This is a genomic window from Neisseria canis (assembly GCF_900636765.1).
GTDB classification, from domain to species: domain Bacteria; phylum Pseudomonadota; class Gammaproteobacteria; order Burkholderiales; family Neisseriaceae; genus Neisseria; species Neisseria canis.
On sequence record NZ_LR134313.1, the window covers coordinates 506,456 to 521,609 of the forward strand.

14 protein-coding genes and 2 pseudogenes are annotated in these 15,154 nt (G+C 45.6%); 10 read left to right on the forward strand and 6 right to left on the reverse strand.

From position 1 onward, the window contains the following. Window positions 1-20: 20 nt before the first annotated feature. The 3 genes and pseudogenes from EL143_RS02460 to EL143_RS02470 all read left to right on the forward strand — a co-directional run bounded on the left by EL143_RS02460 (window position 21) and on the right by EL143_RS02470 (window position 1,803). Window positions 21-688, forward strand: a pseudogene (locus EL143_RS02460) (IS1595 family transposase). 55 nt (window positions 689-743) lie between these two features. Continuing rightward, window positions 744-1,013, forward strand: coding sequence for a hypothetical protein (locus EL143_RS02465; protein ID WP_232001327.1), 270 nt, complete (start codon window positions 744-746; stop codon window positions 1,011-1,013). 19 nt (window positions 1,014-1,032) lie between these two features. Further along, complete coding sequence (locus EL143_RS02470; protein WP_085417554.1) at window positions 1,033-1,803, forward strand: TIGR03915 family putative DNA repair protein; 771 nt, start codon at window positions 1,033-1,035, stop codon at window positions 1,801-1,803. A 68-nt stretch (window positions 1,804-1,871) separates the two neighbouring features. On the opposite strand, the gene EL143_RS02475 is transcribed toward EL143_RS02470, so the two are convergent. Next, a complete protein-coding gene (locus EL143_RS02475; RefSeq protein ID WP_085417552.1) occupies window positions 1,872-3,149 on the reverse strand; it encodes a BaiN/RdsA family NAD(P)/FAD-dependent oxidoreductase in 1,278 nt (425 codons plus the stop codon). Window positions 3,150-3,333: 184 nt separating this feature from the next. Next, window positions 3,334-6,558 (reverse strand): calcium-binding protein, encoded by a 3,225-nt coding sequence (locus EL143_RS12545; protein WP_269471232.1) that lies wholly within the window; start codon window positions 6,556-6,558, stop codon window positions 3,334-3,336. Window positions 6,559-7,048: 490 nt separating this feature from the next. Between EL143_RS12545 and EL143_RS02485 the strand changes: the two are divergent. The 3 genes and pseudogenes from EL143_RS02485 (at window position 7,049) to EL143_RS02495 (ending at window position 9,870) form a co-directional block, all read left to right on the forward strand. Continuing rightward, window positions 7,049-7,779: pseudogene (locus tag EL143_RS02485) on the forward strand (IS1595 family transposase). A 557-nt stretch (window positions 7,780-8,336) separates the two neighbouring features. Continuing rightward, window positions 8,337-9,512: a hypothetical protein gene (locus EL143_RS02490; protein ID WP_085416872.1), complete on the forward strand. Its 1,176-nt coding sequence runs from the start codon at window positions 8,337-8,339 to the stop codon at window positions 9,510-9,512. A gap of 52 nt (window positions 9,513-9,564) precedes the next feature. After that, window positions 9,565-9,870 carry a PAAR domain-containing protein gene (locus tag EL143_RS02495; RefSeq protein ID WP_232001329.1) on the forward strand — a complete coding sequence of 102 codons (306 nt, stop codon included), beginning with the start codon at window positions 9,565-9,567 and terminating at the stop codon, window positions 9,868-9,870. A 596-nt stretch (window positions 9,871-10,466) separates the two neighbouring features. On the opposite strand, the gene EL143_RS02500 is transcribed toward EL143_RS02495, so the two are convergent. Together EL143_RS02500 and arsC are read right to left on the reverse strand one after the other, a co-directional pair. Next, window positions 10,467-11,117, reverse strand: coding sequence for a YdcF family protein (locus tag EL143_RS02500; protein WP_085416875.1), 651 nt, complete (start codon window positions 11,115-11,117; stop codon window positions 10,467-10,469). Window positions 11,118-11,125: 8 nt separating this feature from the next. Continuing rightward, the gene (gene arsC / locus EL143_RS02505; RefSeq protein ID WP_085416877.1) at window positions 11,126-11,482 is read right to left on the reverse strand and encodes an arsenate reductase (glutaredoxin); all 357 of its coding nucleotides are present in this window, start codon (window positions 11,480-11,482) and stop codon (window positions 11,126-11,128) included. A gap of 143 nt (window positions 11,483-11,625) precedes the next feature. Here arsC and EL143_RS02510 point away from each other — a divergent pair, with 143 nt between their 5' ends. Continuing rightward, on the forward strand, window positions 11,626-12,102 hold the full coding sequence (locus EL143_RS02510; RefSeq protein ID WP_085416879.1) for a TlpA disulfide reductase family protein: 477 nt from the start codon (window positions 11,626-11,628) through the stop codon (window positions 12,100-12,102). Window positions 12,103-12,349: 247 nt separating this feature from the next. On the opposite strand, the gene EL143_RS02515 is transcribed toward EL143_RS02510, so the two are convergent. Continuing rightward, window positions 12,350-12,643 carry a hypothetical protein gene (locus EL143_RS02515; RefSeq protein WP_085416881.1) on the reverse strand — a complete coding sequence of 98 codons (294 nt, stop codon included), beginning with the start codon at window positions 12,641-12,643 and terminating at the stop codon, window positions 12,350-12,352. A gap of 129 nt (window positions 12,644-12,772) precedes the next feature. Here EL143_RS02515 and EL143_RS02520 point away from each other — a divergent pair, with 129 nt between their 5' ends. The 3 genes from EL143_RS02520 to EL143_RS02530 are packed head-to-tail and all read left to right on the forward strand — an operon-like array spanning window position 12,773 to window position 14,199. Next, complete coding sequence (locus EL143_RS02520) at window positions 12,773-13,192, forward strand: CopD family protein (protein WP_085416883.1); 420 nt, start codon at window positions 12,773-12,775, stop codon at window positions 13,190-13,192. A gap of 60 nt (window positions 13,193-13,252) precedes the next feature. After that, window positions 13,253-13,720: a CYTH domain-containing protein gene (locus tag EL143_RS02525; RefSeq protein WP_085416885.1), complete on the forward strand. Its 468-nt coding sequence runs from the start codon at window positions 13,253-13,255 to the stop codon at window positions 13,718-13,720. Between the two features lie 32 nt (window positions 13,721-13,752). Next, entirely contained in the window at window positions 13,753-14,199 is a 447-nt protein-coding gene (locus EL143_RS02530; RefSeq protein WP_126326522.1) for a hypothetical protein, read from the forward strand. Between the two features lie 523 nt (window positions 14,200-14,722). On the opposite strand, the gene EL143_RS02535 is transcribed toward EL143_RS02530, so the two are convergent. After that, window positions 14,723-15,148 carry a F0F1 ATP synthase subunit epsilon gene (locus tag EL143_RS02535; RefSeq protein ID WP_085416889.1) on the reverse strand — a complete coding sequence of 142 codons (426 nt, stop codon included), beginning with the start codon at window positions 15,146-15,148 and terminating at the stop codon, window positions 14,723-14,725. Between the last annotated feature and the right edge of the window lie 6 nt (window positions 15,149-15,154).

Here is a 15,154-nt window from a genome sequence, read left to right on the forward strand (position 1 = left end):
TATAATGATAAGCTTCTGAAATGAAATTAAAAAACAAGTACCAAAAGTTCAGCAAAATTACCGAGCCCAAATTCCGTCAAATCCTACGGTTTTTCTCCTTAGATCTGACCGCTTCTGATACCGCCAAATTGACAGGGATTAGTGTCAGAAGCATCAACAGCCTGTACCTGAAACTACGGCGACGATTGGCTGACGAATGTGAGTGGCAGACACCTTTCTGCGGCATAGTGGAATTGGACGAATCCTATTTCGGTGCCAAACGTATCCGAGGCAAACGCGGGCGAGGTGCAGGCGGTAAAACGATTGTTTTCGGCATACTCAAACGAGGTGACAAGGTTTATACCGAAATCGTTTCCGATGCTTCAAAAGCAACGTTACAAAAGGTTATCAGGGACATATCTCTGTTGAGAGCGTCATCAATACTGATGGATAGCGCGGTTATCAGGGGTTGGTCGATATGGGCTTTGCGAAGCATTTCAGAGTGCGTCATGGTGATAATGAATTTGCCCGTGGTACCCAGCATATCAACGGTATCAAATCCTTTTGGAGCTGCTTTGTACAATTTAACGGTGTGCCGAAGCATACGTTTTACCTGCATTTAAAAGAAACCGAGTTCCGCTTCAATCACAGGCATGATGATTTGTATAAAGTGCTGTTGGGAATGTTGCGGAAAGATCCTTTAAAATGAATTTTGCTTCCTAAGCCCCAAAAAAGATATGAATGATTTTTTGAAAGGAAGATAAATGACGGAAGATATTTATGAAGGTGATTTGGAGATGCAAATAGCCACAGCAAAAGAAATCGTGCAGGCCCGCCGCTTCCGCATGATTACCATGGCACAGCTGCGCAAAATGGGCGTGGCGCTCAACCGCGCACGCTATTTCATCACCCTACCCGAACCCAACCGCTACGCCGACTTAATCGACAGCCCGCAACTGCGCGGCCTGCTTTTACAAAACACACGCTCCAAATTCAGCCAAAGCGATGCCGTGCAAAGCGATTTGTTCGGCTGATAACGAAAAGGTCAACATTATGCAAATCACTTTGCACTACGACGGCAGCTTCGACGGCCTGTTAAGCACGGTGTTTCATGTTTACGCCTGCAAATACGCTCCTGAAAACGTACACATTACCCATGATGCGCAGGATACGGATTTATTCAGCCGCAGCGAAACCGTTGCCTCCTCCCCCGAACGTGCCCAACGCGTATTCAAACAGCTCGAACGGCAAATCGGCCGTAAAGGCATGATCAAATTGCTGTACGGCTTTTTAATCGCCCTGCCCGAAATGCCCGACACCTTCCTACGCCTTGTCCGCCTGATATTGGCACGCCCTGCACGCACAGACGTACTCAGCGATTACGGCCATTTCGACGTTATGCAATGGGCGCAATGGGTTAAAACCGTGGGTCACGAAAAACACCGCATGGAGGCATTTGTGCGTTTTGAAGAGCTGGCGGACGGTCTGTATCTCGCGCGTATCGAACCTCAATACGATGTGTTGCCCTTGATTGTGCACCATTTCCGCAACCGTTATCCGCAACAGCAATGGGCGATATTCGATATGCAGCGCCATTACGGCATCTTAAGCGACCCAAACGGCCTGCACGCAATCAACGGGCTTGAAGCCCACCGCATCCAAGCGGCGCACGCCCCGAATGAACGCAGCTACCAAGCCCTTTGGCAACGCTATTTCAACAGCAGCAATATTCCATCCCGACGCAATCCCCGGTTGCACCGCCAACACATGCCGCAACGCTATTGGAAATACCTTACTGAAAAGCAACCTGCTGTTTTCAATTAAAAATGCCTGTCTGAAAACAGGTTCAGACAGGCCTTACGGCGAATAAACTTATTCTTTATCAAGATTCTTCATTCCGCACACACCGCCTCCGCCGCGCACACCGCCGATGCCCATGCCCATTGGAAATTATAGCCGCCGAGCCAGCCGGTGATGTCCATCACCTCCCCGATAAAATATAAACCCGGTTGCCGCTTGCTTTGCATGGTTTTGGCTTCGATTTCTTTTACATTCACACCGCCGCGGGTTACTTCGGCTTTTTTATGGCCGTCGCTGCCGCTGGGCAGCAATGCCCAGTCGTTCAAGCTGCCGCCCAGCTGCTGCAAAACCGCGTTGGGAATGTCGGCCCATTTCTGCGCGGCATAAGGCGCAAATGCTTCTTGCGCCAGCCAGAAATCCAGCAGCCTTTCGGGCAACTCGGGACAAAGTTGTTTGAGCGCGGTGTTGAGTTGGATTTTGCGGCCGGTTTTGCCCTCGCACAAAGCCTGCGCCACATCGGTATGCAGGCATAAATCAATATGCAGCAAACGACCGGGCTGCCAGTAGCTGGAAATCTGCAAAATGGCCGGGCCGCTCAAGCCTTTGTGGCGGAACAGTAAATCTTCGTCGAAAGTGGTTTTCCCCTTGCCTTCGCCTGTGCTGATACGCACGGGCAAGGCGATGCCCGACAATGTGTGGTAGCCGTGTTGCGCCCAATGTTCAAAACGCAAAGGCACCAAAGCAGCTTCGGGCGGCACGATGCTGTGGCCGAACTGTTTGGCCAGTTCATAACCGAAAGGCGTGGCGCCAATTGCGGGCGCAGCCAATCCTCCGGTGGCAACCACAAGATTGCGGCAATGAAACACGCCGCTGCCGCTCTCTATTGCAAAGCGTGCAATGCCTGTCTGAACCGCAGACACGGCCTTGATCGGGCAGCCGGTATGCCATTGAACCCGCCCTTTTGCGCACTCCTGATTCAGCATGGCAATGATTTCCGTAGCGCTGCCGTTGCAAAACATCTGCCCTTTGTGTTTTTCGTGATAAGCAATGCCGTGTTGTTCCACAAGCGCGATAAAATCCCGGCTGGTATAGCGCGATAGGGCATGTCGCACAAAGCGCGGCTGTTGCGACACGAAATAAGGCGAACCGTCGCCGCCGTCTAAATTGCGGTTGGTAAAGTTGCAGCGGCCGCCGCCCGAAATGCGGATTTTTTCGCCGATTTTCACGGCATGGTCCAGCAATGCCACGCTTTTTCCACCCTGCCCTATCCGTGCGGCGCACATCATGCCGGCGGCACCGGCACCGATAATCACGGTGTCAAAATAGGAAGCAGAAGCTGCTTTGTGCGGGGTATTGGGGGCTGCTTGCATAAGGGCCGGCTCCGATTGGAAACGATGGGTAGATTATATCGCCGAATAGGCGTAAACGAAGAATGCCTGTCTGAAAACATTCAGACAGGCATTAACTCAACGCTGTTAAACCAACCGGCAAGCCGAATCATCAAATCATATCGGGTATGATAAAACCATTCGGTTTACCGGCTGCTTTCCGGCATTAATAAATGGTGAAGTTGGAAGCGCTTAATTCGTAGTCCACACCGTCCAACTCGGCAAACTGCACCGCGCTGAAGTATTTACCGGAGCCGTCGGCATCATAAAACAGCTTGTTGCCGTTTTGAATCACGCGGGTCTCTCTGGTTACCGCGTTGGCTTGGGCAAACCAGTCGCCTTCCAAGGCACCGAACACCAACGTGCTTAAGCCTAGCTTGTCGCTGTCGGCGCTGAAGTCGGTTACACGATCCACTTCACCGTTTAACTGGGCGTTAAACAGGAACGTATCATTACCCTCGCCGCCGGTCAGAACATCTCTGCCCTCGCCGCCGATTAGTACATCGTTGCCCAAACCGCCGTCCAATACATTGGCCCCCACGTTGCCTTTGATCAGGTTATCCAGATCATTGCCCGTACCGTTGATAGGCCGGATATTGAGCAAGACCAAATTTTCCACGTTATCGGACAGCGTGTAATCAACCGTGCTGTATACCGTGTCTTTGCCGCCGTTGGCAGACTCTTTAACGGTATCGTGAACATTGTCGATAAAATAGGCGTTGTTGGCTGCCGAACCTACATAGTTCTGCACCGTACCTTTCATATCGCCGTTATGCTGGTTGACAAAGCCGTTGATGTCGGCGCCGTTGGTATGTGTGTCCACAAACTTATAGAAGCCTCCGCCCATCACATGATTGCCGGTAAACTTCAGGTTGTTGATGTCGCCTACCAAGTTCTCATTGCCATACAGACCGTTGGAAGTTTCCGCACCCATAAACAACACGGAAACCTGCTTGTTGGTGGCATTGCTGGCGATAATATTATCGGTTACGCGCACATCGTTCAAATCGCCGGTACCGCCGTTATAGCTAGTGGTGTAGTTCTGTTTGGTCACAATATCATGCAGGGTCAGCGGACGCGGCATATAAGCGCCCACCACACCGTTGGATGAATTGCTGTCCCAAATCGACTCCACACCCACCACTTTGCGGTTTACATTACCGTTTAAGGTATTGTGGCCGAATACCGTACCGTTGGAATCGGTACCGGTATAGAGCATCCAGCCGGTTCCCAGCTTGCTGGTAACATTGACTTCATTGTGGGTGAATTTGTTGTTTTGGCTGCCTTGGTAAGCCTGCAACAAACCTTGGCCGCTCGCCTTGGAGCTGGAAACGATGTTTTTGCTGACCGTGTTGTTGTTTGACATATAAGCGATATGTACCGCAGAAGATTTACCTTCGGTCAGATAGTTGTTGATTACCTTGTTGTTATCGCTGCGGTTCTGCATAGAAATATTACGCATGTTCTCGCTGATAACATTATTGCTGATGGTGCTGTTGCTTACCCCTGAAAAAGAGATGCCGTAATAGCCGCCTGTGATTTTGTTGCCGGTAATCAGCGCGTCGGTAATCTGATATTTATTGTCGGCGACTTTCTTGTCGCCGCGGTATTCGTGCCACTTGGTCAAGCTGCCTGAATACAGGCTGGACTCAGACTGGTTGTAAAGAACAATGGCATAGTTCGAATTGGCATCGCTCTTCACACCCTCTTTCAAAACAATATTGTTGTTTTTGATGGTCAGATCATCAATGTTGCCGTCTTGCGTGACAAAGCTGATGGCCCTGTTTTTCACATTAACAAAGTTATTGTTTTCAATGGTTACGCCGCTGCTGTTGATACCTGCAATGCCGCGCACGCCTTCCAGATTCTGCAAATCGAAGTTGAAACCTTCGATCTCCACATCTTTCACGTTTTTTGCAAGCGTGATGCCGCTCTTAAAGCCGCTGGTAATATCTTTGTAAACCAAAGTGGAATTGTTGCCGCTCAGATAATCGGTACCTGCCAAAACAACCGCGCCTTTACCGCTCAAAACGAAAGTGCCGTCGGTCGGCATCTCTACGCCCAAGCCTTTTTTAGCCGCGATGTTGATGGCCGATTGCAATGCGGAAGTAATGTCGCCGCCGCCATTGTGGAATGCGGCAACCGAAACACTGTCTTTAAACGTAGCGCCCCATGTGCCGGAGCCCCACTTCACCGTGTAGTCTCCGCCCGCACCTTTGGTAAACAAAGTGTGGTGGTCGCCGTCGCTGATGACGATATGCTTCAATCCGCTGTTGCCCGCGGCAGCTTTCGCAGCTTCCGCCGCATTTTTCACGACGGTATACGAAGCACCCGACGGTACGTTACTGCTTATGAATGCGCTGGTTGTTACTGTTTTTGGGCCAGTAGTAGTCAAATCAATCTCCTGTTTTTTGGATATTTCAGCAAGAGTATTTGGGTTTTCTTCATTCTGTGCTTTGGCAGCGGGGCCGGCCAGACCCTCCGCCTCCGACTCAGCAATTTCCACACTGCCAACAGTGGAAGGCTCTACAGCAACCTTCTCGTTGTTTTGAGGTATTTCGTTTGTTACTTCGGGAACACTGCTTTGTTCGGCAGCTTGCTCTTCAGTAACATTCGGTCTGCTGCTTGGTTCTTCCTCGGATTGAGGTTCATCAGACTCAAGCGCTTCCTTCTCGTTATGATTTAATGAAGCCGTTACTTGCGGCTCTTCTTCGGCAGGCACAGGCTGCGCTAAAGGCTGCCTCGGCTGCACTACCGGCTGGGCCTGTGTTTCAGGCCCAGCCCTCTCTGTTATTTGCACAGAAGCGGCCGCTTCCTGTTTGCTCTCTTCTTCGCCCGGCAAACTGATTAGCTCTTCAACCGGGACACTGTCGGAAACTTTGTCGTCTATTTGATGCCCAACCGCTTCTTCATCTTGTCCGGCAACCTTTTCCACACGGTTCTCTACCGGCTTGTTCTGTGCAACCGGAATAACCGGAGCAGCCTTAGGCTTGGCCTCGGTATTTTTTCCATGGGAATCGGAGCCCGAACCGCCGCCTGAAGAAGCCAGGCCGGCAATCAGCCCGCCGCCCAAGCCCAAACCGGCCAGCCAAGGATAGGCCGAAGAACCGGCAGCCTCTGCTGCCTGTATTTCCGTTGCTTCCACGCCTGCATCTTGCGGCAAGTCAATCGCCACCGGATTCAATCCATTGGCTGCATACTCGTTACCAGACAACGTGTTGCCATCATATTCCGGAGCAGAAACCGCTTCGGTTAAAGCAGTTTCCAATCCGTCCTGCGGCAAAGCTTGTGCCAATTCGGGCTCGAAAACAGCATTTAAAAATGGTTCGTCTTTACCCGTTGTAATGTGATCTTGGCTTAATTCAAAAGCCTTTATATTGGTATTATTCATGGTTATCGACTCTGATTTCATAATCTACAAAGCTCCCAAATAGTACAACACTTCCGTTATTATTTCATTACAAAATCAATTATAAACGGTCAAAAAAACAGATAATTGGTGTTTGTGTTGTTTTTTTATGACTTTTCATTTATTTTTTATTCAATTTGCATTATTTTGATTGATTAAATTTTGCATCTGTCTATTGAGGGGATATGCATTAAAAGGTTCAAAAAATATTGCGTTTCGCAATATAAACACATAACTATCAATGACGCTCAAATAATCAAATAAGCGGTATGAATAAAGTAACGACTATGGGATTAATGTAAAAAAAGAAATAGTCATTTAAATTATATGATAAAAAGTTAATTTATCAAAAATAATTATTTGATTAAAATAGTTTAATTATCTGTACTATTTTTCATGAAATAAGTCAATCTAATTCATTGTATTATATAGTAAATTAACTTAATTTAAGGACTGAAGTAGATTAGCAGTCATGATAGGCTGCCAAAATGAAGATAACCACTGTAAGCTAAAGAAGATTCTGCAAAGAAAACTGCTTGAATATTTTGTATTGGAAGTAACCGCACGTTCGGCTGCCGATATCTTGGGTATTCAGCCCAATACGGCCATTCTCTTTTACCGCAAAATCCGTCTTGTTATCAGCCATCATTTGGCTTTGGAAGCAGATCAGGTTTTTGAGGGTTCTATAGAATTGGATGAGCGCTATTTCGACGGGAAGGGTAAAGGAAAGCGCGGTAGGGGAGCAGCAGGTAAAGTGGTGGTTTCGGTATCCTTAAACGTGGAGGCAAGGTTTATACGGTTGTCGTGAATAATGCCCAAAAGGAAAGCTTATTTCCTGTTATTACAAGGAAAATCAGGCCTGACAGCGTAGTTTATACGGACTGCCTGAGCAGTTACGACGTGTTGGATGTCAGCGGTTTTCACCATTACAGGATTAATCACGGCAAAAAGTTTGCCGACCGGCAAAACCATATCAACGGCATTGAGAATTTTTGGAATCAGGCGAAACGTGTCTTGCGCAAATACAACGGAATCGACCGAAAATCTTTTCCTCTGTTCTTGAAAGAATGTGTGTTTCGTTTTAACTTCGGGACACCAAAGCAGCAGTTAAAAACCCTGCAGCAAGCCGTAGACAGTACAGATAGTATGGGACTGATTTTGTTGCTGCTTCAGCAGCTTACAAAATCGTTCTCTTTGAGCTAAGGCGCAGCACCGCCGTAGTAAAAGTTAAGTTGATTAACTATAGACCCCAAACACCACTCTTGTATCTCCAGCCATCTTCCGCTATTGTTCAGACATAATCACAACATCATAGGGCTTTAGAAGATACGGTGGTCAGTTGAGATTGTCGGTTAGTCGTTATACCTAAATTGAACAGGGTAAGATCGACCAAAATCTACTGCGCTTATAGGGGATTGCCGATGCCTTCAGCATTAATGTGATTGATTTGATCTTAATGATTGATTTGATGTTAAATAGTGACAACAAATAATCTGCCTAATTAATAAGGGGGTTTGAGACAAGGACATAATTTTTACAGCAGCCATGGTATGCTGGCTGAGATTGAGTGTTTCGAGCAGGTTTTAAATAATTCTGCAGGCGAGTGGTGAGAAAATAATACATTTGTCAGCCCTGAACATACCGAGAACAACACGATGAATTTACATTAAGTACATCATTACTTATGCCTTAGCACTTATGCTTTAGCCTATTTTTATATTACCACAAAACCCATAATTTTTTATGTTATACAATAAATCATGACTTGGCCTATTCCTGAAATTCCCGATGTTGTTAAGCCTGCCTCCAAAAGCAATGTTGGATTATGGTTTGTTGGGCTAATTGTGCTCTATCTTATAGCTGCCCCTTTCATCTGGAAATTATGGAGCAACGAAAATCGCTCCTTGTTATGGTTATTGATTGGCTTCCCACTGTTGTTATGGTTACTAAGTTTATTTGTAGTTTTTATCTGGAAAATGAATCAGGACAGCCAATTCAAAGCATGGGAACAGGAAAAAGACAATATCCGCCAACGTTGGATTTTATGGGCCCAGAAAAAATTGGCACTGGTAGATAGTAGTTTTCATCTACCTACAACATTTGATACAGCCAGAATCTTGATACCAAATAGTATAGATAATAAGGGGCATATTTATACTTTTTCCACCGATTTGGATTCAGATGATCATATTTCTACGATCTATACCAAATGCCTTAAAGAGATAATTAATTTTTTGCACAAAGTACAAAACAATAAAATTAATATCTATGTTGAAGCAGAAGATGAAGATACTTACCAGAAACATATTGAGTATCTTGAAGCCAGTCTAAATAGTATGAATATACAATCCTCTTTGAAACCTCAGCTGTGTCAGACAGGTATACAGTTGGATTTGATAGATCATTGGTTTGAAAATACTATTGAAGGGCTAAATATCATCTTTTCGGTTGCACATAATCACGATGACCAATTCTCCGAATTTACAGAACATATTAGCTGGGTAGCTCTAACTTCAACTGAATGGGCAAAGCAAAATAAACTACCTATTCAAGCCTTTATCCAACGCCCGATTGATATTGATATATCGGATAAACAGTTACTAGGGGTTGCTTCAAAGCAATTCAAGGGGTACGGCTTAGTGGGAAAAGAAATAGAAGTTTTTTGGTCAGTCGGTATCTCACAAAATGAAGCCATACAATTGAATACAGCTATATTTAAATCAGGTATTAATTTATCATATGAAAAAAAACAGGCTGCCATTCTGAATATTGATGCTTGCATTGGTACTCCTTCTGTCAATATGGCTTGTTTGGCATTGGCTTTGGCAACGTACAATCTCAATCAACAACATCAACTATTATTCGCATGGCCAAATAAAAACGGCTTAGTAAACTTGAGTTTGCTCTACACTTCAGAAACCCATTTATCCTCATAAAAAACCGAAGTTAGGACATTTAAAGCAGAATTATTTACAAATAAGGCATAATTTGCTTGAACCATTTATTAATTGGCACAGAGGTACAGAAATGAAAGGGATTATACGCTTAGGAGATGAAACTACTCACGGCGGGAATGTCATCGAAGCTTCGTCTCAAATGATCATCGATGGCAAACCAGCAGCTTTAGTTGGTGACTTGGTTAGCTGCCCCCTCCCTGGCCATGGAATTAACCCTATTATTGAAGGCAGCGAAACCATATCTTTTGATGGTAAAGCCGTTGCCCTAGAGGGCTGCCAAACAGCTTGTGGTTGTACCTTAATTAGCAGTATGCCTAATGTGAGCAGCGACTCGTAGTATTGAAACCCAATATTAGTAGCTGTCCTAGATAACTAGAGTCATGTGAAAAACAGATTAGTGAAGTTTAATGGTATAACACTACCTTAAACACTCTTTTTACTTACACTTGAAAAAAATAGAGTTTCTCTTTAATCCTCACAAAAGAGACCTACATTAGCTCTTGCTAAAGATGTCGCGTAACCACTTTTAAGATATTTGCTTCCTAACCCCCTATTATATAGATCACAACAAAACGAATCGCTCACTGCCGCATAAAACCCGTATAATACTAAGTATTGCTTGTAGCAAGACTTAAAGAGCTACTTTCAAAGCCATTCTTGGTTTACGGTCTCCTCTTAATTCTCTGGTCAAAATAGATATTTCAGCATGGCCATTTTGTGGATAAGCTCTTGTGTTCAATTTATGACGGATTCATATAAAAAACAGGGGATTAAGTCTGTATTATACAGACATCACTGATTAATGTTTTCAAATAGTTACATTTTAGGACTGGCTTTTAATCCGTTGGTCGAAGGTTCAAATCCTTCACGACCCACCAAATTTATTAAGCCTAAACATTGATTGTTTAGGCTTTTTGTGTTTAGGCGAATATTTCAAGCCAAATGCAAAGTACTTAAAATGCGCTCGCTCCAATAATTCCAACGGTAGCTGAACAATGCATAAGTTTCCTGCATCAAAAAACGACGGCGCTTGCCCTCTTCGGTAAAGCGGCTGGTTGGGGTGGCGGAGGTAACGGCATCGATGCCTAAATCATGGGCAATCGTGCGTGCGCGTGCCAAATGGTAAGGGTCGCTTACAAGAATGACTGTGTCGATATCGTTATCGCGTAGAATTTTGCGGATGTTTTGCAGATTTTGAAAAGTGTCGCGCGAGGTGTTTTCGAACAGAATATCTTTTTTCGGCACACCTTGCTTCAAAGCATAAAGCCTGCCCACTTCTGCTTCCGTCATATAGCCTTCTTTCGGCGTGCCTCCGGTAAAAATCAGCTTGCCCACGCGCTGGCTTTGGTAAAGTGCAATGGCATGGTTGATGCGCTCCCTGAATACGGGCGAAGGTTTTTTGCCCCACGCGGCAGCGCCGAGCACCACGGCGGCATCGGCATACAGCGTTTGGGGCTTGGCATTGCCGGTTTGGTAAACATCAAAAGCGCAATAAAGCATCAGCAGAGCGGGCAGCATCAGGCTGGAGAATATGCCGACGAAAAAATAGCGCAGCAGGCTTTTTCCTGTTTTGAATACGTTCATGCGGGCTTTTAAGGTAAAATCGCCTCAATGTTATCTAGCGGTCGGCCTACTGCGGCACGGTCGCCGACAACGGCAATCGGGCGCTCCAACAGGGCGGGATGTTCTGCAATTGCTTGTAAAAGCTGCTCGTTACTCAGATCTGGCTGATCCAAACCGAGGCTTTTATACAGCTCGTCTTTCACGCGCATCATGCTGCGCGGGGAATCCGACCCCAGCTTTTGAAAAATATGCAGCAGCGTGGCGAAGTCGGGCGGTGTATCCAGATACCGGATTACTTCGGCCTGAATTCCTCTGCTTTCCAGCAGGGCAAGCGCATCTCGCGATTTGGAACATTTGGGATTGTGGTAAAGGATGATATTTGCCATGATTTGCGGGTAAAATTGGTTTTCGATATTTAAGCTGTTTTCAGACAGGCATTACTTATTGCGTTATTGTATGCCAGCGTTAATGTTTTGTCGCGCGTAATCTCCCGTCAAACGGGCAGCATACGGTTTAACAAGGAAATATGATGAAAAAATTAATGGTGTTGTTGGCGGCTGTGGGTGCTGTGCAGGTGTCTGCCGCTGATTTGCAAGACTGGAAAAGCAGTAAGCCGCAAAATATGGGCGCCCTTCCCGGGCAGGTTAAAGTCGTTAACATTTGGGCGACATGGTGTGCACCTTGTCGCAAAGAAATGCCGGCTATGTCGGCGTGGTATCAAAAACAGGATAAGAGAAAAGTGTCGCTGGTGGGTGTGGCGATTGATAAGCAGGAAAGCATTGGTCAGTTTCTACAGAAAACACCGGTTGCTTACCCGATTTGGCATTATTCGGGTGATGACAGCCGCGCTTTTATGAAAACGCTCGACAATCAATTCGGCGGCGTTCCTTATACCGTGGTTTATGCAGACAAGTGCGATAAGCGCCATAGTATTGCCGGCGAGGTAAACGCGGCCAAACTGGATGCTGCGGTAAAAACCGTGCGCATGCAATGCAAGCTGGGTTAGCTTGGTACAAACTTTCAGACAGGCATATTATTAATAATGCCTGTCTGAAAAAGCTTTATAGCAGTACAAACATGGTTAGCCGGCTTTAAAGATATCCGTTATATTCTGAGCCTAAACCAAACATCTCCGATTTCAGTAACAATCATCAAGATGCCCGAATGAAGCGCGGCCGGCAATTGCTTTAATCAACAATGCCTGTCTGAACATTTTCAGACAGGCATTTCAAATACTGTTTCAACGTTTTTTTTCAACGTTTTTTCTGATTGTTGTTTTTACTGCCCTTGGGCTTTTTATCCGTCGCAGCCAAACGCTGTGCCACAAATTCAACCATCAATTCTTTCTTTTCCCAGAAAAAAGTTTCCATTTTGGGCAGCGAATAAATTTTTCTTACCATAGCGGGCAAACCTGCGTGGATAATCGCAGCCACTTCTTTATTGGTTTCTTCCGCATCCATTGCCTGCTGCAAAGTTATGCTTTGATTATCAAGATATTCCTGCAACGATTTTTTCACGCCGCCGTGGATTTCAAATTGTCCGATCATTTCGTTTTCCTTGCGTTTTAACATTATCGACCATGCGGCAAGCATTCTAGCAAACTTACCCGCCAGCCGTGCTGCCTCCAACAAATTTTAACGATATAATGCATCTTTTCTTCCCATGCCTGTCTGAAAATGTATCTTTGGTTTAAATTTATCCATATTTTCTTCATTATTTCCTGGTTCTCAGGGCTGTTTTATCTGCCCCGCATTTATGTGAATCTGGCAATGGTAGCTCCGGAAAGCGTCGAATACGGCCGATTAATGGTAATGGCTGAAAAACTGTTTAAATTTATGACACCGCTGGGTATCGGCGCACTAATTGCAGGCATCATCGTACCGTTCACAACCCATTGGTGGGGCAACGGCTGGGTACACGCAAAAACGCTTATCGGCCTTCTGCTGGCGGGCTACCATATCTATTGCCGGGTGCTGTTGCGCAGTTTTCGTGCGAAAACCAACCGCCACAGCCATAAATGGTATCGCTTTTTCAATGAAATTCCCGTGATATTGATGATTGCCGCGCTGTATTTGGTGGTATTCAAACCTTTCTAAAACATAATGACTTTCAGAGCCTTAACCAAACTCTTAACAACCCTCTAAATCAAAACAACCATGAGCAATATCGAAACAGAGCGCCGCTTCTTAATTAAAAATGACAGCTGGAAAGCCCACGCTTCAAGCCCAAAACTAATGAGCCAAGGCTACTTAAGCGTTGAAAAAGAACGCACTATCCGTGTGCGGATTATCGGCCGGCAGGCATGGTTAACATTAAAAGGATACATTTCCGATGTTACCCGCAGCGAATTTGAATATGCAATTCCACTCGCCGACGCCCAAGCCATGGTGGACACGATGTGCCCGTTTAAACTCGAAAAATCGCGTTACGAAGTCGTCCATGAGGGGTTCACGTTTGAGATAGATGAATATTTCGGAGAAAATGCGCCGCTCATCGTAGCAGAACTGGAGCTGCCTTCAGAAGACACTCCTTTTCCCAAACCCGATTGGTTGGGCGAAGAAATCACCTCAAACGGAAAATACACCAATGCTTATTTGAGCAAACACCCCTATTCAACATGGTAATCAAAAAATATCGGCCTATAAAAGCGTTTTCCGTGAGCACAATAATTTGCCTTCTGGTCGGGATTTTCGGCGGGTTAAATTTCGATGCTTCATGGCAAGGCATATTTGGATTTACATGGATGCTTTGCATCCTAGTCAATTCCACATTGGCTATCTTTTATTTAAGACAACGCGCCTTGCTGCGTGTACTAATCGGTGCATTCGCGTATGCAACTATCCCAATGGCTTTTGGCTGCTTTTCAACTGTATTTATCTTTGCTTTCGGCATAGTCGGCGCTGTTTATATGTGGTCTGCAGAGTTTTTATTGATTACTTTGGAAGCTCTTTACAGTAGTTCAAACATTGATGCACGGCAGCAAAACACTGGCAGTATGGAGCAGCTTTTACTTTTTGCTTCAGCGGCTTTCAAAATCGTTCTCTTTCAGCGAGCACAAAACGGCGCAGCTTATCCGCTATATTCAGTTCAAATTTCCGAATAATAGAGATGCCTGTCTGAAAGACGGTTTTCAGACAGGCATAATGGTATGGCTGCTTTTTAAGCGTAAGATAAAGCTATATCAATCAACTTAACTTTTACTCCGGCGTTGCTGCGCCTTAGCTCAAAAAGAACGATTTTCTAAGCTGCTCAAGCAGCAACAAAATCAGTCCCGTAGTATCTGTACTGTCTTCGGCTTGCTGCCTTGTATTAAAAATGTGTTGATTGACTAGATTGTCGATAAACGTAAGTTTTATTACGGCGTTTTACTGAGTCTTAGCCCAAAAAGAACGATTTTGAAAGCCGCTGAAGCAAAAAGTAAAACTGCCCCATACTGCCTCTGTATTATCTTCGGCTTAACACCTTGTATCAAAAATAAATTGATTCGCCTTACATTTATCCCTGTACGCAACTTACCTTCAAGATTGATTCAAAATAATAATGCCTGTCTGAAACTCAATATTTTCAGGCAGGCATTGATTTCTGTATTACAAACAGTTCCCACACGAGGAAACCAATACATAACATTAACGTTTTCTTTGCGAACGGAGATAATCCAGCGTTTTGAGTTCGGCAATCGCAGCCGCCAAAGCAGCTTGTGCTTTAGCGAGCGATTCTTCGTCATTAGCTTCGGAAATACGGGCTTCAGCAGCTTTTTTAGCCTGCTCGGCACGCGCCTGATCCATTTCGGTACTGCGCACCGCCACATCAGCTAAAACGGTAATCTTGCCAGGCTGTACTTCTAACAAGCCACCAGAAACCGCCACCAACACCTCTTCCGCCTGTCCGGGAACCTGCAAACGCAAAGCGCCCGGGCGAACTAAACTCATAACCGGCTCGTGTCGCGGATAAATACCAAGTTCACCATTCAGAGTGGGCACCACAACAAAACTGGCTTCACCTGAAAAAATGTTATCTTCGTTACTTACCACTTCAACTTGCATGACACCCATGCCGGC